We start from the raw sequence: 21,914 nt of genomic DNA, 5'->3' as shown, positions 1-21,914 counted from the left end.
GGGGCCTTTCGGGGTCCGATCGTCACGGACTACCCGTCCTGCTACCCGTCCTGCCACCCGTCCTGCTGGCCGGCCCGGCGCTATCCGGCCAGCGCCGGGACGCCCCGGTACTGCGCCTCGACCCGGACCCGGGTGAAGCCGGCGCCGTCGTAGACGGCGATGGCCGGGGCGTTGTCACCGTCGACGTAGAGGATGACCGTGGGCAGGCCGAGGTCGCGCAGGTGGAGCAGGCCGGCGTTGGTGAGCACCTTGCCGATGCCGCGGCCGGCGGCGCGGGGGTTGACGGCGACGACGTAGACCTCGCCCAGGTTCTCCTCGCGGTGCACCTTGGTCCAGTGGAAGCCGAGGATCTGCTCCTCGGAGTCGACGGCCAGGAACAGACCGGCGGGGTCGAACCAGTCCTCGGACTGACGCTCGCGGAAGTCGGCCAGGCTCATGTGGCCCTGCTCGGGGTGGTGGGAGAACGCGAGCGCGTTCGTCTCCAGCAGCCCCTCCTCGTCGCCGTCGCGGAAGGTGCGCACGGTGTAGCCGGCGCTCGGCTCGGCCGCCGGCAGCGTCGCGTCGAGCGGGCGCGACATCACCCACAGCTCGCGCTCGCGCGGCAGGCCGAGGCGCTCGGCGATGCGCGCGGCCGCGCCGCAGTCGCTGTGCGACCACGCGTCGATCTCGCGGTCGACGCCGCTCAGCGCCTCGCGGGCCAGCGCCGTGCCCAGCCCGTGGCTCCGGGCCTCGGGGGCGACGACGAGGTCCAGGTCGCTGCCGGTGAGCAGGGCGAAGCCGCCCTCGTCGAGCACGAGGGTCGAGCCGTCGAGACCGCGATGCTTGAGGTGCAGCTGCGCGGCCTCGTTGAGGCTGACGACGCCGTCGTGCTCATCGGCCGCGGCCGCGATCGCGCGCAGCTGCGCGGCGGGGCCTGTGGAGGCGGACCAGTCGAACTCGTCGGCGGTGATGCGGCGGGGCACGACGCTCAGGGTGCCACGGACTCCTCGACCGCGTCGCGCGTCTCCTTCGGCGGCACCACGAAGCGGTAACCGACGTTGCGGACGGTGCCGATGAGCGCCTCGTTGTCGGTGCCCAGCTTGGCGCGCAGCCGGCGCACGTGGACGTCGACGGTGCGGGTGCCGCCGAAGTAGTCGTAGCCCCACACCTCCTGGAGCAGCTGCTCGCGGGTGAACACGCGGCCCGGGTGCTGCACCAGGTACTTGAGCAGCTCGAACTCCTTGAAGGTCAGGTCGAGCGTGCGCTTGCCGAGCTTGGCGGTGTAGGTGGCGTCGTCGACGGCCACCTCGCCGCTGCGGATGACGTGGGCCTCGGGGTCGTCGTCGTCCTTGCGGGCGGCCAGCCGCTCCAGCGCGACCCGGATGCGTGCCTCGATCTCGGCGGGGCCGGAGGTGACCAGCAGCAGGTCGTCCATGCCCCAATCGGCCGAGACGGCCGCGAGCCCGCCCTCGGTGACCAGCAGCAGCACCGGCTGGTCGACGCCGGTGGTGCGGATCAGCCGGCACAGGTCGCGCGAGTGGGCCAGCTCGCGCCGGCCGTCGACGATGACCAGGTCGCACTCGGGCGCCTCGAGCAGCGCGCTGCCCTCGGCAGGGAGGATCTTGACCTGGTGGTTCAGCAGCGCCAGGCCGGGCAGCACCTCGGCCGAGGGCTGCAGGGCGCTGGTCAGGAGGAGCAGGGTGCTCATGGTGTCTCCGCTCGTGGGGCGGGGGCGAATCCTGGCCGCGCCGACCTCGTCGTCGGACGTGACTCACGGTTTCCGTGGGGTGACGGGAAGAATAACGAACGTGAGCGCCGGTGACACCGTGGATCCGCAGGACGGGACGAACATCACCGTCCGGTACTGGGCTGCGGCCCGTGCCGCCGCGGGAACCGCCCTCGATCGGCTGCCCGCCCCGTCTGGACCGGTGAGCCTGGCCGACGTGCTCGAGCAGGTGCGCACGCTGCACCCCGACGTCCGGTTCGAGTCGGTGGTGGGGGTGTGCTCGGTGCTGGTGGGCGAGCGGCCGGTGGGTCAGCGCGATCCGGCGGAGGTGATGGTCGGCCCGGGGGAGTCGGTCGAGCTGCTCCCGCCCTTCGCGGGTGGCTAGCCGGCATCGGGAACACCGGTCTCGAGGAACAACGGGCTCGAGGAACACCGGGCTCGAGGAACACCGGGCTCGCCGGCGGCGTTGGCCTGGCCGTGACCGGTGTCGTGGTGCTCGTCGTGGCGGTGGTGGCCGCGCTGGCCTTCGGCGTCTGGCGTCGTCTCACCGACGGCCGGTTCGCCGCGTCCGCTCCGGGCGCCCCCTCCGACGCGCCGGGCCTCCCCGCGCCGGCGCCCGCCGGCCTCCTGGCCGGCACGGAGTTCGCCGATCGCCTCGGCGAGCGCGCCACCCTGCTGCAGTTCTCCTCTGCGTTCTGCGCACCGTGCCGCGCCACGCGGCAGGTCCTCGCGGGCGTCGCCGAGACCGTGCCGGGCGTCGCCCACGTCGAGGTCGACGCCGAGCAGCACCTCGCGCTCGTGCGCCGCCTGGAGGTGATGCGGACGCCGACGACGATCGTGCTCGACGCCCGTGGGGACGAGATCACCCGGGCCAGCGGTGCACCGTCGAAGCAGCAGGTGCTGGCAGCCCTGGACAGCGCCCTCTGATCCCATATCGCGAGACGGCTGTCCATCATGCGGACGCATCGCTACGAAGGGGTGGCTGGCTACGCCTACTGTCGTGGACATGCCGACGACCTGGCTGACGAAGCGGCGCGCAGTGGACCACTGCCGCGTGCGCTCCTCGCTGTGTCGGCGCTCCTGACCGGAGCCCGCGTCCTCGCGCGTCCCCGGTAGCCGTCCCATGCCCGCCCGGACCCAGGAGAGACCCATGTCAGCCCCCGGCCTCGACCCACGAGGGCCGCAGTTCACCGCCGCCGTCACGGCGCTGGTGCTCGCCGTCGTGCTGCTCACCGCGCCGCGCCCGGTCGGCGTCGCACTGCTCGCCGCGCAGGCCGTGCTGTTCGCCATCGGGGCCACCCGCGGCGTGCAGGCCGGACCGTGGTCGCTGGTCTTCCGGCGCCTGGTGCGCCCCCGGCTCGCCCCGCCCGACCACCTAGAGGACCCCGAGCCGCCCCGGTTCGCGCAGGGCGTCGGCCTGGCCTTCGCCGTCGTCGGGCTCGTGGGCTACGTCGTCGGGCTCGGGCTGCTGGGTGCCGTGGCCACCGGACTGGCGCTGGTCGCCGCCCTGCTCAACGCGGTCTTCAGGTTCTGCCTGGGCTGCGAGATGTACCTGCTGATCCGCCGGCTCGCGCCGGCACGCTGAGACCTACCACCACCAAGAGAAGAGGAAACTGATGAGCCGCGAGAACACTCTCGTCACCGCCGCGTGGGTCGAGGAGCACCTCGACGACCCGAAGGTGGTGCTCGTCGAGGTCGACGAGGACACCAGCGCCTACGACAAGGGCCACATCAAGGGCGCCATCAAGCTCGACTGGACGACCGACCTGCAGGACCAGGTCCGCCGCGACTTCGTCAACAAGCAGCAGTTCGAGGCCCTGCTCTCCGAGCGCGGCGTCGCCAACGACGACACCGTCGTGCTCTACGGTGGCAACAACAACTGGTTTGCCGCCTACGCGTACTGGTACTTCAAGCTGTACGGCCACGGCGACGTCAAGCTGCTCGACGGCGGCCGCAAGAAGTGGGAGCTCGACAGCCGCGAGCTGATCGATGAGGTCCCCGGCCGCGAGGCCACCTCCTACACCGCGAGCGAGCAGGACGCCTCGATCCGGGCGTTCCGCGACGAGGTCGTCGAGGCGATCGGCACCAAGAACCTGGTCGACGTGCGCAGCCCCGACGAGTTCGCCGGCCGGCTGCTGGCTCCCGCCCACCTGCCGCAGGAGCAGGCCCAGCGCGCGGGCCACATCCCCACCGCGGCCAACGTGCCGTGGAGCAAGGCGGCCAACGACGACGGCACCTTCAAGTCCGACGACGACCTCAAGCAGATCTACTCCGAGGCCGGTGTCGACTGGGACAAGGACACCATCGCCTACTGCCGCATCGGTGAGCGCTCGAGCCACACCTGGTTCGTCTTCCACGAGCTCCTCGACCAGTCCAACGTGAAGAACTACGACGGGTCCTGGACCGAGTACGGCTCGCTGGTCGGCGTGCCGGTCGTGCTGGGTGACGAGCCCGGGAGCCTGTGATGTGCGGAGCGACCGAGGGCGGGCTCTCCCTCGACGGCGTCGACGTGGCGAAGGAGGCCGTGGTGCAGGGTGTCGTCACCCGTGGCGACCAGCCCGTGCCGAACGCCTACGTACGGCTGCTGGACCGCAGCGGCGAGTTCACCGCCGAGGTGCCGACGTCGGCCACCGGGCACTTCCGGTTCTTCGCCGGGCCGGGGGAGTGGACCTTGCGGACGTTGGCCCCCAAATCGGAAACAATCGACAAAAAGGTCGTGGCCGAAATCGGTTCCGTGGTTGAGGTGACGGTTTCCCTGTCATAAGCAACAATGAAGTCAGGGCAAAGGCCCGAAGGGATACGGAAATGTCCCTTTCGGGCTTTTTCTCTGTCCTGAAACGACCGATCGTCTGCGCCACGGGGGCCAGCGACTGACCATCGGGTGTGACTGCTGTTGCCGACTCCGGAGCCGCGCTTCGAGGTACCGCCTGAGTACGCCGAGGTGTACGAGCGGGCCTACCGTCGCGCCTACGAGCAGGGTCTGGGCGGCGCCGCGACGAGCGTCGACCAGGAGTCGCCGACGCTGCCGATCGCGCCGCGCCGGGGTCGCCGGGTGGCCGTGCCCCGGCAGCGCTCGTCGCCGGAGACCACCTCGGTCCCGCGCTCCCAGCGTCGCGGGGGCGCCCGGCGCGCGGGCGTACCGGTCCGGGAATCCGCCCCGGTCGTGGTCGAGCCCCCGGCCGAAGCTGCCGTGGTTCCCGTTGTCGCCGAGCCGGAACCTGAGGTGGAGGTGGCGGTGGCGCCGGCCGGTCGCCACCGGCACCGCGGCGTGCCGCGCACCGGGTCGACCTGGGTGCCGCTGCTGGTGCTCCTCGCGCTGGCGTTGATGCTCATCGCCGGCGCCTTCGTGCTGGGCCGCGTCACCGCCGACAACGACCTCGCCACGGCGCCGCGGATCACCTCACCGCGCTGAACCGCGCGGGCGCCACATCGAGGGGGTCTCGTCGTCCTCGACGGCCCAGTTGGCGGCCGGCGCCGGCTCGTCGCCGCGCAGGAAGTCGTCGAACAGGCTCAAAGACTCGTCGACCTCCTCGGGCAGATCGGCGGGCAGATCGGCGGGCAGAGCGTCGGGCAGGGCCTCGGGTAGGGCCTCGGGCACAGCCTCGGGCGCTCGCTGCTGGGGGATGCGCGGCACCGCTGGGGCGGGCTCTGCCGGCTCCTCCTCGACCCGGGGGAAGACCAGGCCGCCGGCCGGTTCGGCCGCGACGGGGCGTTCGATCCCGTGGGCCGGGGCCAGTCGGGTGAGCATCACCCCGCGCAGCCGGACGCCGCGGGCCTCGAGCGTCTCGGTCCGGCGCAGCAGCTCGCGATCGGTGCCGGTCCGCTCGCGCAGCACCACCAGCAGTCCGTCGGCTCCGGCGGCCAGGTGCGCCGCGGAGTCGGAGACGTCGAGGGCATCGGCCACCACGAGGACGGTGCCGTGGTCGCGCCGCAGCTCGTCGAGCAGGCGCAGCATCGCCCGCGAGGAGGCCAGCGACGCCGGGTCGGGCGCCGAGCCTCCCGTCGGCAGGACGGCGAGGCCGGTCGGGCCGTGGTGCACCAGCGCGTCGTCGGCAGTGCCCTCGCCGGCGAGCACCGCGACCAGGCCGGGGCCGGTGTGATGTCCGGTGTCGAGCCCCAGCAGGCCGGCCACCTCGGGTCGGGTGAACGCGGCGTCGACCAGCACCACGTCGTCGCCCGCCGCCGCCAGCCGCGCGGCCAGCCGTACCGCCACCTCCGTGGCGTCGTGGCTCGGGTGCGCCGGGGCGAGGACGAGCGCGGAGTCGGCGGTGTCGACGTCGAGGTAGCGCCAGTCGGCGGCGAGGCGGACGTAGCGGTCCTCGGGGTCGGCCAGCTGCACCAGCGCGGAGACCTGCCCGGCCACCGGCACGCGGTCGGCGACCCAGACCGGCAGCGCTGCCTCGACGTCGGTGCGCGTGCGCAGCCGGCGCGGCCGGCGGAGCAGGGCGAGGGCCAGGCCCAGGCCCACCAACAGCCCGGCGATGAGCCCGATCAGGAGGTTGCGGGCCCACGGGGCGTCCGGGCGCGAGGGCGTGCCGGTGGCGACGACGGTGGAGGTGAGTCCTCGCTGGCGCGGCTCCAGCGAGGCCGCGCGCTGCTGGAGGCGCGAGGCGGCCGAGCGCAGCTCGCTCGCGGCCGAGGCGGCCGACGCCGACGTCGCGGTCAACCGGACCAGCAGGCTGTCGGGCAGCACCCGCGCGCGCACGCCGTCGGCGCCGTCGACCAGCTGGGCGTAGGAGGCCACCCGCGCGTGTGCGGAGGCGTCGAGCGTGGCGGAGGGGGCGAAGTACACCTCGCCCCGGGCGGTCCAGGCCCGCCCGGCGAGCAGGGTCGCCAGGGTGGCGACCAGAAGGCCGACGACGACAGCGGTCGTCACCGTGAGGGTCGCGCGCAGTCGTCGTGACATCGTCTGCTCCTGGGTCCGCTCCTGGGCGTGCCGGCCCCCCGACGTCGTCACAGTAGAGGACTCCTGTCCCGTGCGGGAGCCCCTCACACAGAGTCCACGACGAGGGTGAACGGGCCGTCGTTGACCGAGGCCACGGCCATCTCGGCGCCGAAGACGCCCCGTTCGACGCGCACGCCGGTGGCGGCCAGGGCCTCGCAGAACGCCTCGTACAGCGGCTCGGCCACGGGCCCGGGCGCGGCTGCCTCCCAGGTCGGCCGGCGTCCCTTGCGGGTCTGGCCGTAGAGCGTGAACTGGCTGATCGCGAGCACGGCGCCGCCGGCATCGAGTACCGAGACCTCCTCGCGCAGGATGCGCAGCGTGGCGATCTTGCCCGCCAGCCAGGTGGCCTGCTCGGGCCCGTCGCCGTGCGTGACGCCGAGCAGGACGAGCAGTCCGGGACCCTCGACCGCGCCGACCACCCGACCCTCGACGCTGACGCTCGCCGACCTCACGCGGCTGACCACGGCTCTCATGCTCGCCGATGGTTCCATAGGCCCGTGGACCCGCTGCTGATCACCGTCGCCCCGACCGGGGCCGAGACGAGCAAGGCCGACTGCCCGGCGCTCCCCACGACGCTGGAGGAGCTGGTCGAGACCGCGGCGTCGTGCGAGCAGGCGGGCGCGGCGATGGTGCACGTGCACATCCGCGACGCCGACCACCAGCCCACGCTGGACGCCGGCCGGCTCAAGGAGACCGTGGCGGCGCTGCGGGAGTCGACCGACCTGGTGGTGCAGCTCTCCACCGGTGGCTCGGTGCACGACCCGCTGGAGAAGCGCCTCACCGTGCTCGACGCCGCCCCCGACGCGTGCAGCCTGACGATGGGCACCACCAACTTCGGCGACGACGTCTTCCTCAACCCGTGGCCGTTCGTCACCGAGCTCTACCGGCAGACCCAGGACCGCGGCGTGGTGCCGGAGTTCGAGCTGTTCGACCTCGGGCACGTAGCGGCGCTGCACCGGCTGCTGGACCGATTCGGCCCGCCCGCGGGCGGTCGCGTGCACGTCGACCTGGTGATGGGCGTGCCCGGCGGCATGCCCGGCACCGCCGACGCGCTGGTGGCCGCCGTGGCCGCGCTGCCGGCGTCGGTGACGAGCTGGTCGGCCACCGGGATCGGCCGCTCCACCCTCGCCGTCGCGCTGGCCTCGCTGGCCAAGGGCGGGCACCTGCGCGTCGGCATGGAGGACGTGCTCACCTTGGCCAAGGGCGTGCCGGTGGAGCACAACCGGCAGCTGGTCGAGCGCGTGGTGGAGATCGGCCGTCTCGCGCAGCGCGAGCCCATGACCGGCGCGCAGGCCCGCGAGCTCCTCGGCGTCTCTCGTTAGCCCGACCTCTCGTTAACCTGGCGCCATGGACATGGTCACCGCGGTCGCGGTCGTCGCCACGGTCGTGGTGGTCGGGCTGGTGTGCGCCACCGCGTTCCTCAAGCTGGTCAGGAAGCCCTGATGCCGTTCGAGATCCCGGAGAACATCCACCCCGACGTCGCGCCGCTGGCGTGGCTGATCGGTCGCTGGCAGGGCAACGGGCACGGCGAGTACCCGACCATCGAGCCCTTCCAGTTCGGCCAGGAGCTGGTCTTCCAGCAGGACGGCCGGCCGTTCATCCACTACTTCAGCCATTCCTGGATCGTCGACGAGGCCGGCGAGACCGTCCGTCAGGCGGCGCAGGAGACCGGCTTCATCCGCTGCTTGCCGGACCGCCAGATCGAGCTGCTGCTGACGCACAACACCGGTTTCGTGGAGATCTGGTACGGCGAGATCCACCCCGACCAGCCGCGCTTCGAGATCACCACCGACGCCGTCGTGCGCACCTCCAGCGCCAAGGAGTACACCGGTGGCACCCGGCTCTACGGCTACGTCGACGGCGACCTGCTCTACGCCTTCGACATGGCGGCGATGGGCCAACCCCTGCAGTCACACACGCACGCCCAGCTCGTGAGGATCCATGAGTGAGACCGCCGAGCAGGACTGGCAGGAGCGGCTGCGCTCCTCCGGCCACCGCCTGACCGCCCAGCGCGAGCTGGTGCTGGCCGCCGTCGAGACGCTGGGCCACGCGACGCCCGAGGAGGTGCACGCCGAGGTGCGGCGGCACTCCTCCGCGGTCAACCTCTCCACGGTCTATCGCACCTTGGACCTGCTCGACGAGCTCGGTCTGATCCACCACGCCCACATCGAGGACCGCACCCCGACCTACCACTCCACCCGCGGCCACGAGCACTTCCACCTGGTCTGCCACCAGTGCCGCGAGGTGATCAGCCTCGGCGCCGACCAGGCCGCGCCGTTCGTGCTCCAGGCCGCGGCCGACCACGGGTTCGCCGTGGACGTCGGGCATCTCACCGTCTTCGGCACCTGCGCGTCGTGCCAAGAAGCTCCGGGCCAGGAATGTCCGGACGCCGAGGGCGGTTCTAGCACGTCATGAGCAGTCCGTTGCTGGACCTCCCGGGGGCCGTCGCCGGCGAGGGCACCGACGCGGTCGTCGCCGCGCACTACGGCTCCTTCAACGTCGAGCAGCGCACGCTCGCGGCCGACGAGGGCTTCGTCGACCTCTCCCACCGCGGCGTGATCCGCATCAGCGGACCCGACCGGCTGGCCTGGCTGCACTCGCTGACCACCCAGTTCTTCGACGGGCTGCAGCCCGGGGTGGCCGTGCACGCGCTGGTGCTCAGCCCGCAGGGCCACGTGGAGCACGCGATGCAGGGCAGCGACGACGGTGAGGCGTTCACCGCCCACGTCGAGCCCGGCGCCGCGCCCGCGCTGGTGGCCTGGCTGGACTCGATGCGTTTCATGATGCGGGTCGACGTCACCGACGTCACCGACGAGGTGGCGGTGACCTGGCGGCCCACGACCGGCTACGTGCTCGTGCCGCGCGAGCGCCTGGCGGCGTTCGCCGAGGCCGCCGGCCCCGCGTGCGGGCTGTGGGCCTTCGAGGCGCTGCGCATCGCCCGCGGCGAGCCCCGGCTGGGGCTGGACACCGACGTGCGCACCATCCCCAACGAGGTGGGCTGGGTGGCCGACGGCCCGGCCGTGCCCTGGGCCGCGGTCCACCTCGACAAGGGCTGCTACCGCGGGCAGGAGACCGTGGCCCGGGTGCACACCCTGGGCCGCCCGCCGCGCCGGCTGACGCTGCTGCACCTCGACGGCTCCGAGAACCGCCTACCCGACGTCGGCACCCCGCTGACGCTCGAGGGCCGCGCCGTCGGCTTCGTGGGCAGCTCCGCGCGCCACTACGAGCTCGGTCCGATCGCCCTGGGGCTGGTCAAGCGCAACGTGCCGCTCGACGCCGTCCTGCTCGCGGCCACCGACGGCGGCGAGATGCCGGTGGCCCAGGAGGCCGTCGTCGACCCCGAGGTGGGCCTGCACGTGCGGCCCCGGCTGCGCGGCTGAACCGGGGTCGGCCCGCGGACCGCGCATTTGCGAGAATGGGGTGCATGAGCGAGCCGACGAGCGACGCGACCACGCCCCTGGACTCCGAGGAGCGGCCCTGGGGATCGTGGCAGGTGATCGACGTGGAGGACGGCTTCAAGGTGAAGACGATCCGCGTCCAACCCCACTCGCGGTTGAGCTACCAGACCCATGAGCACCGCTCGGAGCACTGGGTGGTCGTCAAGGGCACGGCCACCTGCCTCGTCGACGACGTCGAGGTCGTGGCGCACGTCGGCCACTCCGTCGACGTCGCCCTCGGCGCCAAGCACCGCATCGCCAACGAGCACGACGAGGAGCTCGTCATCGTCGAGGTGCAGCTGGGCAGCTACACGGGCGAGGACGACATCGTCCGGTTGCAGGACGACTACGGCAGGTAGGCAGTTAGGTCGTAGGGGCCGACCGTTCAGTAGACGATGACGTGGGAAGGCAGGTCGGTCGCGTAGCGACCTGGCTGCCTAGGAGCCGAGTCGTCGGAAAGTGAATCCGGCTGTTCGGCGCGAAGCTCGATGCCCGCATCATTCGGTCGCAGATCGAGGACGGAAGGTAGGCACGGTCGCTTAGCGACCTTGTCTGCCTAGGAGCCGAGTCGTTGGAAAGGGTGGAGTCGGCTTCGCCGCGCGAAGCGCGCTCGTGCCTACCCCGCGCTTTGCGACGACTCGGCGAGACCACCAGCAGCCGTCATGAGCCCGCAGGGGTGCGGTAGGAGCGAGTTGGTCTGACACCCCGGGTACGAGCCGGGGTTTGAAACGCCGGGTACGCAGCCCCGGTCTGAGCCACCGGGCACGAACACCCCCGTGCCCAGCTGCAAGCCAACCCGCTCCTACCGCACGCGGTGGCTTCCTCGCGCGTTGCGGTGGTCTCGCCGAGCCGTCGCATACCCATAGGCGGAAGCGCGCTTCGCGCGGGAGCACCTACGGGTGTGCGACGGCTCGGCTCCTACCGCCTTCGCTCGCCGGGGCTCGCTCAGGCGGTGCCGTTGATCATCCCTGCCCCGACCGTCACCCCGGTCGCCTCGTCGATCAGGATGAACGACCCGGTGGTCCGGTTCTTGGAGTAGGCGTCGGCCAGCAACGGCACCGTGGTGCGCAGCTGGACACGGCCGATCTCGTTGAGGCCGAGCTCCTTGGTCTCCTGGTCGCGGTGCAGGGTGTTGACGTCGAGGCGGTACTGGATGTCCTTGACCAGCACCCGGCCGGTGCGGGTGGTGTGCTTGATGGCCAGCTTCTGGCGCGGACGCAGCGGCTCGGTGGTCATCCAGCAGATCATCGCGTCGATGTCCTGGGCCGGCTTCGGTGCGTTGTTGACGCGGGCGATCATGTCGCCGCGGCTGACGTCGACGTCGTCGGCCAGCCGCACCGTCACCGACATCGGCGGGAAGGCCTCGCCGATCTCCTCGTCGAATAAGTCGATGGCCTCGATCTTCGAGGTCATGCCGCTGGGCAGGACGACGACCTCGTCGCCCGGCTTGAGGACGCCGCCGGCGACCTGCCCCGCGTAGCCGCGGTAGTCGTGGAACTCATCGGACTTGGGGCGCACCACGTACTGCACCGGGAAGCGGGTGTCGACCAGGTCGCGGTCGGAGGCGACGTGGACGTTCTCCAGGTGGTGCATCAGCGAGGAGCCCTGGTACCAGGGCATGTTCTCCGACCGGTTCACCACGTTGTCGCCCTTGAGCGCCGAGATCGGGATGACCTCGAGGTCGGGGATGTTGAGCTTCGTCGCGAACGCGGTGAAGTCGCGGCGGATCTGGTCGTAGGTGGCCTGGTCGTAGTCGATCAGGTCCATCTTGTTGACCGCCAGCACCAGGTGCGGCACCCGCAGCAGCGAGAGGATCACCGCGTGGCGGCGCGACTGCTCGGTCAGACCCTGGCGGGCGTCGACCAGCACCAGACCCAGGTCGGCGGTGGAGGCGCCGGTGACCATGTTGCGCGTGTACTGCACGTGGCCGGGGGTGTCGGCGATGATGAACTTGCGCGACGGCGTGGCGAAGTAGCGGTAGGCGACATCGATCGTGATGCCCTGCTCGCGCTCGGAGCGCAGACCGTCGGTCAGGAGGGCCAGGTCGGTGTAGTCGTAGCCCTTGGACTGGCTGGTGGCCTCCACGGCCTCGAGCTGGTCCTCGAAGATCGACTTGGAGTCCAGCAGCAGCCGGCCGATCAGGGTCGACTTGCCGTCGTCGACGGAGCCGGCGGTCGCGAAGCGCAGCAGGTCCATCGAGGGACGCTCCTCGGCGCCGGTCTCGGTGCCGGTCTCGGCGCCGGTCTCGGTGCTGCTGTCGGTGGGGGTGGCCATCAGAAGTAGCCCTCCTTCTTCCGGTCCTCCATGGCGGCCTCTGAGAACCGGTCGTCACCGCGGGTGGCGCCTCGTTCGGTGACGCGCGCGATGGCGATCTCGTCGATGATCTTGTCGATGGTGTCGGCCTCGGACTCGACGCAGCCGGTGAGCGTGAGGTCGCCGACGGTGCGGAAGCGCACCGTCCGCTCCTGGACCTCCTCGCCGTCGCGCGTGGGGTTGAACTCCGACTCCGAGAGCCACATCCCGTCGCGCTGGAACACCCGGCGCTGGTGGGAGAAGTAGATCGAGGGGATCTCGACCTGCTCCTGGGCCAGGTAGTGCCAGATGTCGAGCTCGGTCCAGTTCGACAGCGGGAAGATCCGCATGTGCTCGCCGCCGTGGATGCGGCCGTTGTAGAGGCTCCACAGCTCGGGGCGCTGGTTCTTGGGGTCCCACTGGCCGAAGTCGTCGCGGTGGGAGTAGACCCGCTCCTTCGCGCGGGCCTTCTCCTCGTCGCGCCGACCGCCGCCGAAGGCCGCGGTGAAGCCGTTCTCCTCGATGGCGTTGAGCAGGGTGCCGATCTGCAGGCGGTTGCGGCTGGTCTTGCCGTCGTCGACGACGACACCGTCGGCGATCGCCTGCTCGACGCTGGCCACGATCAGCCGCACGCCGAGCCGGCTGACCCAGTGGTCGCGGGTCTCGAGCACCTCGGGGAAGTCGTAGCCGGTGTCGACCTGCAGCACCGGGAACGGGATCTTCGCGGGGTAGAACGCCTTCTCGGCCAGGCGCATCATCACGATGGAGTCCTTGCCGCCGGAGAACATCAGCACCGGCTTCTCGAACTCCGCCGCTACCTCGCGGAAGATGTGGATCGACTCGGCCTCCAGCTGGTCGAGCTGGCTGAGCCGGTAGTCGGCATGGGTCTGCGTCATCGGGAACTCTCGAGAAGGGGGTCCGGGCCAATGTGCATCGTATCGGTGGTGTTCACGGTGTCTTGTCGGGTAGCCGCCATGCGGCCAGGTTGTTGTCGAAGGCCGGCAGCCCGCGGCGCTGCCGGACGAAGCCCCAGGCCAGCGGGCCGAGCAGCAGCATCGCGGCGCCGATGATGCCGACCCAGCCGGGTGGGACCCCGAGCATCTTCAGGCCGGTGAGGGTGAGCACGATCACGATGCCACGACGGATCACCGACTGCGAGACCCAGGCCGCCAGGCGTGAGCCGAGGTAGGTACCGGGCGTGCCGCCCAGCACGAGCGGGATCAGCACCGCCCAGGTGACTCCTTCGGAGAACACGTGACCTACCGCCGCCGCGAGCACGAGCGGCACCGCCTGCAGCAGGTCGGTGCCGACCAGCCGCACGGCCGTCAGCGTCGGGTAGAGCAGCAGCAGCGCCACCATGATCAGCGAGCCCGAGCCGACCGAGGTGATGCCGACCAGCAGGCCGCCGACGGCGCCGATGAGGATGGTGGGGACCACCCGGATCGCCGGCTCCTGGGCCGGCACCTGGTTGCCCGAGGTGGTGTAGCGCAGCTGGAGGTACATCCGCAGCGCGTAGGTGGCCGCGGTGAACAGCAGCGCCGCGCCGATGGCGTAGGTGAGGAAGGTGGTCTGCGCCTCCTGCTCGCCGACGGCCTTGACGATGAAGCCGCCGGCGAAGGCGAAGGGCACCGAGCCCACCATCAGCAGCCCGGCCAGCCGGAGGTTCGGGGTGCCGGTGCGCCAGTGCACCGCGGCGCCGACCGACTTGTTCACCGAGGCCGCCACCAGGTCGTTGGCCACGGCAGCGGCCGGGTTGATGCCCAGGAAGATCAGGGCCGGCGTCATCAGCGCACCGCCGCCCATGCCGGTCAGCCCGACCACGATCCCGACGCCGAAGCTCACGACGAGCACCGAGAGCGCGTCGGTGGTGAACAGGTCAGTCATCGCGGTCCTCCCGCAGGTCCAGGTAGCCGGCGGTGGCCAGCGCGCCGAGCACGTCGGCGAGCGCCTCGGCCACCGAGCGGCCGGTGGTGTCGACGCGCACGTCGGCGTCGTGGGGCTCCTCGTAGGGCGAGGAGATGCCGGTGAACTCGGGGATCTGCCCGGCGCGGGCCTTCGCGTAGAGGCCCTTCTTGTCGCGGCGCTCGCACTCGGCCAGCGGCGTGGCCACGTGCACGAGGAAGAAGGCGCCGCCGGCGCGCTCGACGTCGGCGCGCACCTGGCTGCGGGTCTGCTCGAACGGCGCGATCGGGGAGCAGATCGCGACGCCGCGGTGCCGCGAGATCTCGGCGGCCACCCAGCCGATGCGGCGGATGTTGGTCTCGCGGTCCTCGCGGGAGAAGCCCAGCCCGGCGCTGAGGTTGCGTCGCACGACGTCGCCGTCGAGGCTCGTCACCGTGCGTCGGCCGTCCTCGAGGAGGAGGTCGTGCAGCTCGCGGGCCAAGGTCGACTTGCCGCTGCCGGACAGGCCGGTGAAGAACACGACCAGCCCCTGCTCCTCGCGGGGCGGGTGGTCTTGGGCGACGACGTCCTCGACGTCGGCCGGGAGCGGTCCCTCGCCGGTGAGCAGGAGGGGCTGCCCGCCGGCGTAGGCCTCGAGCACCTGGGCGGTGAGTTGGGCGTCGAGCGCGGCGTCGCCGTGGGAGGCGAGCGGCACGGCCACGACGTGCGCGTCGCCGAGGATCCGGGCGGCGATCAGGGCCGCCCGCAGCAGCCCGACCGGGCCGACGCCGCGCGGGGTGCCGTCGCCGACGAGCGCGACCAGCACGACCTCGCGGCCCTCGCGCGCCTGCTGCACCTCGGCCAGGTCGTCCTCCGAGGGTGGCGCCGCGAGCGCGGCGAACAGCGCGTCGGCGTGGTCCTGGCGCACCTGCTGCGGGGCGCGGTAGAGCCGGCGGAACGGGCCGGTGACGTGCGCGGCGAGCGCGTGCGCGGTGCCGTCGGTGTCGACGCGGGCCAGCGGCATGCCCTCGGCGTCGGTCAGCTCGACGCCGCCGGCCTCCCGGGCGGCGACGGCGACCTCGTCGGGCAGCACGAGGGTGATCGGGCCGGTCGTGTCGAACCCGACGCGAGGGGCGAGCGCGCCGGTCAGCAGCAGCTCGAGGTCGTCCAGCTCGCGCTGGCTCGGGAAGTACTGGGGCACCGCGGGCACCCGGCCATCGTGCCGCATAACGTTCCGTGCATGATCCAGCCCGCTCTCGTCGAGATCGTCCGCAACGGGTTCGTGGAGGGTCACCACTACGGCTCGGCCGTCGCGCTGGCCGCCGACGGCTCCCTCGCCTACGCCGTCGGCGACGTGGCCGGCCAGGTGCTGCCACGCTCGTGCAACAAGCCGCTGCAGGCCGTGGGCATGCTGCGCGCGGGTCTGGAGCTGGACGGCGAGCTGCTGGCGCTCGGCTGCGCGTCGCACTCCGGCGAGCCGTTCCACGTCGAGGGGGTCCGCCGGATCCTCGCCGGCGCCGGGCTGGCGGAGAACGACCTGCAGACGCCGCCGGACTACCCGCTCGACGACGACGCGCGCGAGACGGTGATCCGCGACGGCGGTCACCGGGAGCCGGTGCTGATGAACTGCTCCGGCAAGCACGCCGCGATGCTGGCCACCTGCGCGGCCAACGGCTGGGACACCGCGACCTACCGCGACCCGGCGCACCCGCTGCAGCAGCAGATCGCGGCGACCTTCGCCGACCTGACCGGCGAGGCGGTCGAGGTGGTGGCCGTCGACGGGTGCGGTGCGCCGCTGCTGTCGACGTCGCTGAGCGGCCTGGCCCGCGCCTTCGCGCGGCTCGCCACAGCGACCGAGGGACCCGAGCGCCGGGTGGCCGAGGCCATCCGGCAGCATCCCGAGTACGTCAGCGGCACCACCCGCGACGAGCTCGCGCTGCTGCGGGCCCTGCCCGGCGCCATCGGCAAGGCCGGCGCGGAGTCCTGCTACGTCGTGGCGCTGCCCGACGGCCGGGCGTTCGCGCTCAAGCACGACGACGGCGGAGCGCGGGCGCGGCCGGTCACGATGGCCGCGCTGCTCGCGCAGGTCGGACTGGTCGAGGAGGCCGTGCAGCGCACCGGCGAGGTGCCCGTCCTGGGCGCGGGCCGGCCGGTGGGCGAGCTGCGAGCAGTTCTCCCTGCTAGCAGCGCTAGCGCAGGTTAAGTCTTTGTGAACAAGGCCGATCGTGAGGTCTTTCACGCGCGCCGCGGTTGAGTCTGCTAGCTGCTGCTAGCACCATGGGGGACATGGCGAAGGGCAAGCTGGGGGACTACCTCCACGAGCAGCGCGTCAGCGCGCAGCTCTCCCTGCGCCAGTTGGCGGAGCAGGCCGGGGTGTCGAACCCCTACCTGAGCCAGATCGAGCGCGGTCTTCGCCGGCCGTCGGCCGAGGTGCTGCAGCAGCTGGCGAAGGCGCTGCGGATCTCGGCCGAGCAGCTCTACGTGCGCGCCGGGATCGTCAGCCCTCAGCCCCTCGACCAGAGCGCCGAGCACCGCTCGGTGGAGCTGGCCGTGCTGGCCGACCCCGCGCTCACCGAGCGGCAGNCGAAAGGAAGCTGAACCATGCCGAAGACCCCCACGCTGCCGAAGGTCACCGTCCCCAAGGTGAGCGTCCCCAAGCCGGTCTACGCCGTCGCCGGCGCCACCGACCTCGCCGTCGAGCTCGCGCGCGGCTACGTCACCGAGGCCCAGGGCCAGGTGCAGGGCCGCGTCAGCAAGGTGCAGAAGTCCGTGCGCTCCACCGACCTGGAGCCCAAGGCGCTGCAGGCCAGGGCCCGCGCCGCCGTCACCGGCCGCGTCGAGGGCCTGACCAAGGACGCGAAGGCGATCCCCGGCAAGGTCGAGGCCTACGTCAACGACGCCGTGAGCGACCTGGGCGAGACCTACGGCGAGCTGGCCAGCCGCGGCGAGAAGCTCGTCGCCCGCATCCGCCGCCAGCAGAGCACCCAGGACGCCGTCGCGGCCACCAAGACCGCCACCTCGCGCGCCAAGGCCACCCGCACCACGGCCAAGAAGAGCGCCACCGCCACCAAGCGCACCGCGAAGGCCACCGGCACCGCGGCCAAGAAGGCCGCGGCGAAGACCGCCGCCGCCGTCGAGGACGCCGCGCAGAAGGTCGGCGACGAGAGCTGAGCTCTGCCCGAGCTCTGCTGGGGCTCGGCCAACGGCCCCGGACGACTCGTCCGGGGCCGTTGTCGTCCCCGTCGCCTAGACTCGACCCATGTACAGCGTGATCGCGATCATCCAGATCATCTTGCTGGTGGCCACGCTGGTCGCGCTGGTCGACGTCGTCATCCGCAAGGCCCCGCTCTTCGAGGCGGCCGGCAAGCTGACCAAGAACGGCTGGGTGCTGCTGCTCGTGGTGGCCCTCGGTGCGGAGTACTTCCTCGGCACGCTCGGCATGTTCGTCGGCGCGATCGCCATGCTGGTCTACTTCCTCGACGTCCGCCCCGCCGTCTCGGCGCTGACCCGGCGTCGCTGATGCGCCACGCGTTCGTCCCCGACTACCTGCTCGAGCGGGTGCGCGCGATGGACGACGCCCACTGCGCCCGCTGCGCCGACCTCACCCTCGAGCACGACCGTCGCTTCCGCGCCACGCGCGGGGCGCAGTCGCTCACCGCCACCGCGGTGGCGTCGGGCAAGCCGTGGGAGATCCACGACGCCGAGCACGGCACCACGCTGCCGGGCCGGCTGGTCCGCTCACCGGGTGACGCGGCCACCGGCGACGACGCCACCGACGAGGCCGCCGACGGCATCGCCGCCGCGCTGGCGATGTACGCCGAGGTCTACGACCGCGACTCCTTCGACGACAAGGGCGCCGACGTCCTCGGCACCGTGCACTACGACCAGAACTACGACAACGCCTTCTGGAACGGCACCCAGCTGGTCTTCGGCGACGGCGACGGCAAGGCGTTCGGCCGGTTCACCCGGCCCGTGGACGTGCTCGGCCACGAGCTCACCCACGCGGTCACCGAGCGCACCGCAGGGCTGACCTACGAGGGCCAGTCGGGTGCGCTCAACGAGTCGATCTCCGACGTCTTCGGGATCTCGCTCAAGCAGCGGCTGCTCAAGCAGAGCGCCAAGCAGGCCGACTGGCTGATCGGCGAGGGCATCTTCCTCGCCGGGGTGAAGGGCACGGCGCTGCGCTCGATGAAGGCCCCGGGCACCGCCTACGACGACCCCCAGCTGGGCAAGGACCCGCAGGTCGGGGACATGAAGGACTACGTCGACACCAGCGACGACAACGGCGGAGTCCACACCAACTCCGGCATCCCCAATCGCGCCTTCTACCTGGCCGCCACCGCGGTCGGCGGCAGCGCGGCCGAGGGCGCCGGCCGGATCTGGTACGCCGCCCTCACCTCCGGGATCGGCGCCGACACCGACTTCGCCGGCTTCGCCACCGCCACCGTCGACGCCGCCGGCGAGCACGCCGACGACGTGCGGAAGGCCTGGCAGGGCGTCGGCGTCACGGCGTCGTGAACCTCGAGGTGGCCCGCACCGGCGGGTTCGCCGGGATCAGCCGCACCGGGACGGTCGAGGTCGACGACACCGTCGGTGGCGCCCTCGGTGAGCAGCTGGCCGCCCTGGGAGCCCACGACCCGCGCCCGGATCGGTTCGTCTACCGATTGACGCTGGGCGAGCGGACGGTCACCGTCGGGGAGCACCAGCTGCCCGACGAGCTGCGCGAGCTGGTCGACCGGGCGCTGGGCTGAGCGGTCCGCCGGCGGCTCACCGCGTCCGATGCCGCGGGAACTCCACCACCTGCTGGAAGGTCGGCCGGTTCTGCCAGTCGATGTCGGGCTGGCCGACGATGCCGAGCGCGCGGAAGCCGATGGCGTCGTAGGCCGGCATGGTCTGGCCGGCGGCCTTCGAGGCGCTCGAGGCCGTCCAGGAGGCGACGTCGGTGCTGCCGTTGGCGCTCACCAGCGCGTCGTAGGTGGTCTGCAGGGCGCGGTCGACCGCGGCGCCACAGGTGCCCGGGCCGCTGGTGCACAGGTGCGAGGTGAGCGCGGAGTCGAAGGCGTCCTGCGGGTGAGCGCCGAGCAACTGCTGCAGCGCGGTCATCAGGTAGCCCTCGTAGCCACCGTCGTAGGCCGAGCCCAGGTGGGCGCCGCCGGAGTTGGGGGTGTTGACCCACTGCATCGGCAGCTTCGTGTAGCCCTCGGTGGCCGCACCGCCGTTGGAGCCGACGTCGGAGGTGCCGCCGGCGCCGAGGATGCCGTCGAACACGGCACGGATCAGGTTCGGCACCAGCTCATCGGAGATGGCGACGGCGGCGTGGTCGGTGTACTGGGTGTCCGACGGAGTCGACTTGAGGCGGTGGGAGCCCGCGGCGTCCCAGGCGCGCAGCTGGTCGAGCATCGTCCGGACGCCGGCGGACTGTGGGCGCTGGCCCGCGTAGCGCAGCACCAGCTGGTTCAGCTCGACGCCGTCGAGGTCCTGGCTGGCGGCGGTCTCCATCGCCTTCACGACGTCGGCGCGATGCAGCGAGCCGGGGTGGGCCGTGAGCTGGGCCTGCAGCTGCTTGACCAGCAGCACCGAGCGGAAGCTCTGGCCGTAGGAGTAGTCGCCGTCGCCGGCGAACCCGGGCGCCGGCTTGTTGTTCCAGCTCACGAAGTAGCCCTGGGCCGGGTTCGTCTCGTGGGGATGCTGCGCCGCGGTCAGGAAGCCGCGCCACTCGGCCCGGCCGGTGCCCCACGTGGGCAGCGTCGGGTCCTCGGCCGGGTTGCGCACCGGGTCGCGGCCGCTGACGAAGTAGCCGGTGTCGCGGTCGTCGGCGTAGAACCAATTGAAGGTGAACCCGATCCTGGCCGCCGAGTCCATCCAGCTCTGCACGTCGTGGGTCTGCGAGGGAGTGCCGAAGCCGAGGAAGCCCACCACCGAGTCGATGTCGTGGCCGTAGGTCGAACGCTGCTGGACGATCGCGACCGGTTGCCCCTTCACGGTCGTCCAGCCCTGCACGACGCCGTGCCGGGTCTGGTAGATCGTGTGCCGCAGGTACGCCGGCGCCCCCGTGCCGCCGGCCTTCGGCAACGCGGTCTCGTCGAACTGCTCCTTCGTCATCGGGGTGCATGCGCCGTCGAAGACGTACGACGTGCCGTGCGCCGCGGGCGCGCCCCCGTCGGGGTTGCAGATCTTCTCCACCCGCATGTCGATCAGGTCGCTGCCGGCCGACGTGGCCGACCACGCATAGTCCTTGCCCCGGCCGAGCTCCACCAGACCGGTGCCCGGGAACGAGGCGCCCTCGGCGGCGTAGTCGGGGGAGTGGAGGTCGATCAGGCTGAGGATCTGCGGGGCGAAGTAGGAGACCTGCGGACCGAAGACGGCGATCGGGTGGCCCGATGCGGTCTTCGATCCGTTCACCACCAGCGCGTTGCTCATCGACGACGGCATCGACCGCAGCGCCTGGGCGATGTTGAGCGCCGTCTGCGCGCGGGTGCCAGCGCTCAGCGGCACACCCGGGAGCGATGAGGAGCCCTGGCTGCTCGCCTGGGCGCAGCCCGGCGAGGTGTCCGTCGGGCCGCCGGTGAGAGCGCCGTCGTCGGGGATCGCGGTGAGCGAGGCGTCCAGCGGCTTCGTGCGGGTGCCGTAGGAGAACGTCTGGTCGGTGATCGTCGTCGGGGCGAGCGGGTCGTTCTGGCGGTTGAACGAGCGGTAGGCGGCCTCGCCGGCGGTGGCGCCGTACCTGCCCTGCAGGTAGCTGAGCAGGTGGGCGTTGTCGACCTCGGAGCCGCCGCCGCGACCGAAGATGCCGCCGATCAGACTGGCCACGGCGACGACGTCGGCCGGCGTCCAGTGCTGCGGGACCAGCGCGTCCGGTGCGCCGGCGACGTAGTCGGCGGGCAGCTTGGACGGGTCGAGCCGGGCGGCGTCGATGTAGGCGTTCACGCCCTTCACGTAGGCCTCGATCATGTCCTTGGCCCGCTGCCCCTGGGCGCCGTAACGGCTCGGCAGCGCGTCCACCTGCGCCGTGGCCTGGGCCTTCGTGTACGGGGAGAGCAGCAGCTGGTCGTGGTCCATCTGCTCGAACTCGCACGAGGCGCCCAGGAACGAGGCCAGGGTGCCGGAGCCGTAGTGACGCAGCACGTCCATGAGGAAGAGCCGGTCCTCGGCCTGCGCGTAGCCCGCGCCGTAGGCCGCGGCGGCATCGGAGTCGCCGTAGACGTGCGGGACGTCCTGGCGGTCGCGGTAGATGTGCACGCCCTCGGCGGGCGACTCGGTGCGCACCACGTCGGCCGGCCGCACCCCGAAGGACTCGTCGTTGTAGTACCGGCTCAGCGAGGCGTCGGTGAGGTCCGAAGCGCCGTAGAGGAGGTCGGAGTACTGCGCGAGCTGGTCGTCGCTGCCGGCCGGCCGCTGGCCGGTCAGCTCGAACTGCACGGCGTCGGCCACCGTGACCAGGCCGTTCTCGCCCGGGGGGAGTACGTAGCTCGCCTGGCCGTCGGCGTAGTCGTCGAGCCGGTAACCGGTATCGCCGGTGCTGGATCCGGTGCTGGATCCGGTGCTCGATCCGGTCGCGGTCGCGGCGGTGCCCAGGCAGGCGAGCAGCAGGGCGGTGGCGGCAGTGGCGGTACGAGTGAGTCGTCTCACAGCCACCTCCAACGGTCCAGGCCGG

General features: G+C 72.0%; 26 protein-coding genes. 17 read left to right on the top strand and 9 right to left on the bottom strand.

Going from position 1 to position 21,914, the window contains the following annotated elements; translation table 11 throughout:
* Positions 1-80 precede the first annotated feature (80 nt).
* Both mshD and D9V37_RS16095 read right to left on the bottom strand, forming a co-directional pair.
* Entirely contained in the window at positions 81-962 is an 882-nt protein-coding gene (gene mshD / locus D9V37_RS16100) for a mycothiol synthase (protein ID WP_232524959.1), read from the bottom strand.
* A gap of 5 nt (positions 963-967) precedes the next feature.
* Positions 968-1,687 carry a winged helix-turn-helix transcriptional regulator gene (locus D9V37_RS16095; protein ID WP_121807184.1) on the bottom strand — a complete coding sequence of 240 codons (720 nt, stop codon included), beginning with the start codon at positions 1,685-1,687 and terminating at the stop codon, positions 968-970.
* Positions 1,688-1,787: 100 nt separating this feature from the next.
* On the opposite strand from D9V37_RS16095, the gene D9V37_RS16090 reads away from it, so the two are divergent.
* The 6 genes from D9V37_RS16090 (at position 1,788) to D9V37_RS16065 (ending at position 5,117) form a co-directional block, all read left to right on the top strand.
* The gene (locus D9V37_RS16090) at positions 1,788-2,090 is read left to right on the top strand and encodes a MoaD/ThiS family protein (RefSeq protein ID WP_232524958.1); all 303 of its coding nucleotides are present in this window, start codon (positions 1,788-1,790) and stop codon (positions 2,088-2,090) included.
* A 92-nt stretch (positions 2,091-2,182) separates the two neighbouring features.
* Positions 2,183-2,632 carry a thioredoxin family protein gene (locus D9V37_RS16085; protein ID WP_121807183.1) on the top strand — a complete coding sequence of 150 codons (450 nt, stop codon included), beginning with the start codon at positions 2,183-2,185 and terminating at the stop codon, positions 2,630-2,632.
* 223 nt (positions 2,633-2,855) lie between these two features.
* Positions 2,856-3,290: a DUF4395 domain-containing protein gene (locus D9V37_RS16080; RefSeq protein ID WP_121807182.1), complete on the top strand. Its 435-nt coding sequence runs from the start codon at positions 2,856-2,858 to the stop codon at positions 3,288-3,290.
* 31 nt (positions 3,291-3,321) lie between these two features.
* On the top strand, positions 3,322-4,170 hold the full coding sequence (locus D9V37_RS16075) for a sulfurtransferase (protein WP_121807181.1): 849 nt from the start codon (positions 3,322-3,324) through the stop codon (positions 4,168-4,170).
* A complete protein-coding gene (locus D9V37_RS16070) occupies positions 4,170-4,469 on the top strand; it encodes a DUF1416 domain-containing protein (RefSeq protein ID WP_121807859.1) in 300 nt (99 codons plus the stop codon). The genes D9V37_RS16075 and D9V37_RS16070 overlap by 1 nt, the downstream gene beginning before the upstream one ends.
* A gap of 129 nt (positions 4,470-4,598) precedes the next feature.
* Entirely contained in the window at positions 4,599-5,117 is a 519-nt protein-coding gene (locus tag D9V37_RS16065; protein ID WP_147455974.1) for a hypothetical protein, read from the top strand.
* Here the strand turns inward: D9V37_RS16065 and D9V37_RS16060 are convergent.
* The gene (locus D9V37_RS16060) at positions 5,106-6,611 is read right to left on the bottom strand and encodes a P-loop NTPase family protein (RefSeq protein WP_121807179.1); all 1,506 of its coding nucleotides are present in this window, start codon (positions 6,609-6,611) and stop codon (positions 5,106-5,108) included. The genes D9V37_RS16065 and D9V37_RS16060 overlap by 12 nt on opposite strands.
* Positions 6,612-6,694: 83 nt before the next feature.
* Positions 6,695-7,123 carry a D-aminoacyl-tRNA deacylase gene (gene dtd / locus D9V37_RS16055; protein ID WP_121807178.1) on the bottom strand — a complete coding sequence of 143 codons (429 nt, stop codon included), beginning with the start codon at positions 7,121-7,123 and terminating at the stop codon, positions 6,695-6,697.
* A 24-nt stretch (positions 7,124-7,147) separates the two neighbouring features.
* On the opposite strand from dtd, the gene D9V37_RS16050 reads away from it, so the two are divergent.
* The 5 genes from D9V37_RS16050 to D9V37_RS16030 all read left to right on the top strand — a co-directional run bounded on the left by D9V37_RS16050 (position 7,148) and on the right by D9V37_RS16030 (position 10,446).
* On the top strand, positions 7,148-7,972 hold the full coding sequence (locus D9V37_RS16050) for a BKACE family enzyme (RefSeq protein WP_121807177.1): 825 nt from the start codon (positions 7,148-7,150) through the stop codon (positions 7,970-7,972).
* A 120-nt stretch (positions 7,973-8,092) separates the two neighbouring features.
* On the top strand, positions 8,093-8,599 hold the full coding sequence (locus tag D9V37_RS16045; protein WP_121807176.1) for an FABP family protein: 507 nt from the start codon (positions 8,093-8,095) through the stop codon (positions 8,597-8,599).
* Positions 8,592-9,065, top strand: coding sequence for a Fur family transcriptional regulator (locus D9V37_RS16040; protein ID WP_121807175.1), 474 nt, complete (start codon positions 8,592-8,594; stop codon positions 9,063-9,065). The genes D9V37_RS16045 and D9V37_RS16040 overlap by 8 nt, the downstream gene beginning before the upstream one ends.
* Positions 9,062-10,030 carry a CAF17-like 4Fe-4S cluster assembly/insertion protein YgfZ gene (gene ygfZ / locus D9V37_RS16035; RefSeq protein WP_121807174.1) on the top strand — a complete coding sequence of 323 codons (969 nt, stop codon included), beginning with the start codon at positions 9,062-9,064 and terminating at the stop codon, positions 10,028-10,030. Before D9V37_RS16040 ends, ygfZ begins: the two co-directional genes overlap by 4 nt.
* A 44-nt stretch (positions 10,031-10,074) precedes the next feature.
* Entirely contained in the window at positions 10,075-10,446 is a 372-nt protein-coding gene (locus tag D9V37_RS16030; RefSeq protein WP_121807173.1) for a phosphomannose isomerase type II C-terminal cupin domain, read from the top strand.
* Between the two features lie 586 nt (positions 10,447-11,032).
* Here D9V37_RS16030 and cysN read toward each other — a convergent pair.
* The 4 genes from cysN to cysC are packed head-to-tail and all read right to left on the bottom strand — an operon-like array spanning position 11,033 to position 15,470.
* Positions 11,033-12,361 (bottom strand): sulfate adenylyltransferase subunit CysN, encoded by a 1,329-nt coding sequence (gene cysN / locus D9V37_RS16025; protein WP_121807172.1) that lies wholly within the window; start codon positions 12,359-12,361, stop codon positions 11,033-11,035.
* Positions 12,361-13,275, bottom strand: a complete 915-nt coding sequence (gene cysD, locus D9V37_RS16020) for a sulfate adenylyltransferase subunit CysD (RefSeq protein WP_121807171.1) — start codon at positions 13,273-13,275, stop codon at positions 12,361-12,363. Before cysD ends, cysN begins: the two co-directional genes overlap by 1 nt.
* 52 nt (positions 13,276-13,327) lie before the next feature.
* Positions 13,328-14,263, bottom strand: a complete 936-nt coding sequence (locus D9V37_RS16015) for a sulfite exporter TauE/SafE family protein (RefSeq protein ID WP_121807170.1) — start codon at positions 14,261-14,263, stop codon at positions 13,328-13,330.
* Positions 14,256-15,470 (bottom strand): adenylyl-sulfate kinase, encoded by a 1,215-nt coding sequence (gene cysC / locus D9V37_RS16010; RefSeq protein ID WP_121807858.1) that lies wholly within the window; start codon positions 15,468-15,470, stop codon positions 14,256-14,258. Before cysC ends, D9V37_RS16015 begins: the two co-directional genes overlap by 8 nt.
* Positions 15,471-15,500: 30 nt before the next feature.
* On the opposite strand from cysC, the gene D9V37_RS16005 reads away from it, so the two are divergent.
* The 6 genes from D9V37_RS16005 (at position 15,501) to D9V37_RS15980 (ending at position 19,011) form a co-directional block, all read left to right on the top strand.
* Entirely contained in the window at positions 15,501-16,463 is a 963-nt protein-coding gene (locus D9V37_RS16005) for an asparaginase (protein ID WP_121807169.1), read from the top strand.
* A 74-nt stretch (positions 16,464-16,537) separates the two neighbouring features.
* On the top strand, positions 16,538-16,858 hold the full coding sequence (locus D9V37_RS16000; RefSeq protein ID WP_121807168.1) for a helix-turn-helix domain-containing protein: 321 nt from the start codon (positions 16,538-16,540) through the stop codon (positions 16,856-16,858).
* 3 nt (positions 16,859-16,861) lie between these two features.
* A complete protein-coding gene (locus D9V37_RS15995; protein WP_121807167.1) occupies positions 16,862-17,431 on the top strand; it encodes a hypothetical protein in 570 nt (189 codons plus the stop codon).
* Positions 17,432-17,519: 88 nt separating this feature from the next.
* A complete protein-coding gene (locus tag D9V37_RS15990) occupies positions 17,520-17,780 on the top strand; it encodes a DUF2516 family protein (RefSeq protein ID WP_121807166.1) in 261 nt (86 codons plus the stop codon).
* Positions 17,780-18,778 carry a M4 family metallopeptidase gene (locus D9V37_RS15985; protein WP_121807165.1) on the top strand — a complete coding sequence of 333 codons (999 nt, stop codon included), beginning with the start codon at positions 17,780-17,782 and terminating at the stop codon, positions 18,776-18,778. The genes D9V37_RS15990 and D9V37_RS15985 overlap by 1 nt, the downstream gene beginning before the upstream one ends.
* Entirely contained in the window at positions 18,775-19,011 is a 237-nt protein-coding gene (locus D9V37_RS15980) for a protealysin inhibitor emfourin (RefSeq protein WP_121807164.1), read from the top strand. Before D9V37_RS15985 ends, D9V37_RS15980 begins: the two co-directional genes overlap by 4 nt.
* Positions 19,012-19,027: 16 nt before the next feature.
* Here D9V37_RS15980 and D9V37_RS15975 read toward each other — a convergent pair whose 3' ends face one another.
* Positions 19,028-21,889 (bottom strand): penicillin acylase family protein, encoded by a 2,862-nt coding sequence (locus tag D9V37_RS15975; protein WP_158604496.1) that lies wholly within the window; start codon positions 21,887-21,889, stop codon positions 19,028-19,030.
* Positions 21,890-21,914: the final 25 nt, after the last annotated feature.

Source organism: Nocardioides mangrovicus (assembly GCF_003674065.1).
Classification (GTDB): Bacteria; Actinomycetota; Actinomycetes; order Propionibacteriales; family Nocardioidaceae; genus Marmoricola; species Marmoricola mangrovicus.
Note: the sequence above shows the minus strand (reverse complement) of the source record. Positions and strands in the feature narration are given on the sequence as shown.

Coding starts and splice junctions, on each gene's coding strand:
- D9V37_RS16095 (WP_121807184.1), bottom strand. CDS start 1,687: ATGAGCACCCTGCTCCTCCTGACCAGCGCCCTGCAGCCCTCGGCCGAG.
- D9V37_RS16080 (WP_121807182.1), top strand. CDS start 2,856: ATGTCAGCCCCCGGCCTCGACCCACGAGGGCCGCAGTTCACCGCCGCC.
- D9V37_RS16075 (WP_121807181.1), top strand. CDS start 3,322: ATGAGCCGCGAGAACACTCTCGTCACCGCCGCGTGGGTCGAGGAGCAC.
- D9V37_RS16070 (WP_121807859.1), top strand. CDS start 4,170: ATGTGCGGAGCGACCGAGGGCGGGCTCTCCCTCGACGGCGTCGACGTG.
- D9V37_RS16060 (WP_121807179.1), bottom strand. CDS start 6,611: ATGTCACGACGACTGCGCGCGACCCTCACGGTGACGACCGCTGTCGTC.
- dtd (WP_121807178.1), bottom strand. CDS start 7,123: ATGAGAGCCGTGGTCAGCCGCGTGAGGTCGGCGAGCGTCAGCGTCGAG.
- D9V37_RS16045 (WP_121807176.1), top strand. CDS start 8,093: ATGCCGTTCGAGATCCCGGAGAACATCCACCCCGACGTCGCGCCGCTG.
- D9V37_RS16040 (WP_121807175.1), top strand. CDS start 8,592: ATGAGTGAGACCGCCGAGCAGGACTGGCAGGAGCGGCTGCGCTCCTCC.
- ygfZ (WP_121807174.1), top strand. CDS start 9,062: ATGAGCAGTCCGTTGCTGGACCTCCCGGGGGCCGTCGCCGGCGAGGGC.
- D9V37_RS16030 (WP_121807173.1), top strand. CDS start 10,075: ATGAGCGAGCCGACGAGCGACGCGACCACGCCCCTGGACTCCGAGGAG.
- cysN (WP_121807172.1), bottom strand. CDS start 12,361: ATGGCCACCCCCACCGACAGCAGCACCGAGACCGGCGCCGAGACCGGC.
- cysD (WP_121807171.1), bottom strand. CDS start 13,275: ATGACGCAGACCCATGCCGACTACCGGCTCAGCCAGCTCGACCAGCTG.
- D9V37_RS16015 (WP_121807170.1), bottom strand. CDS start 14,263: ATGACTGACCTGTTCACCACCGACGCGCTCTCGGTGCTCGTCGTGAGC.
- D9V37_RS16005 (WP_121807169.1), top strand. CDS start 15,501: ATGATCCAGCCCGCTCTCGTCGAGATCGTCCGCAACGGGTTCGTGGAG.
- D9V37_RS15995 (WP_121807167.1), top strand. CDS start 16,862: ATGCCGAAGACCCCCACGCTGCCGAAGGTCACCGTCCCCAAGGTGAGC.
- D9V37_RS15990 (WP_121807166.1), top strand. CDS start 17,520: ATGTACAGCGTGATCGCGATCATCCAGATCATCTTGCTGGTGGCCACG.
- D9V37_RS15985 (WP_121807165.1), top strand. CDS start 17,780: ATGCGCCACGCGTTCGTCCCCGACTACCTGCTCGAGCGGGTGCGCGCG.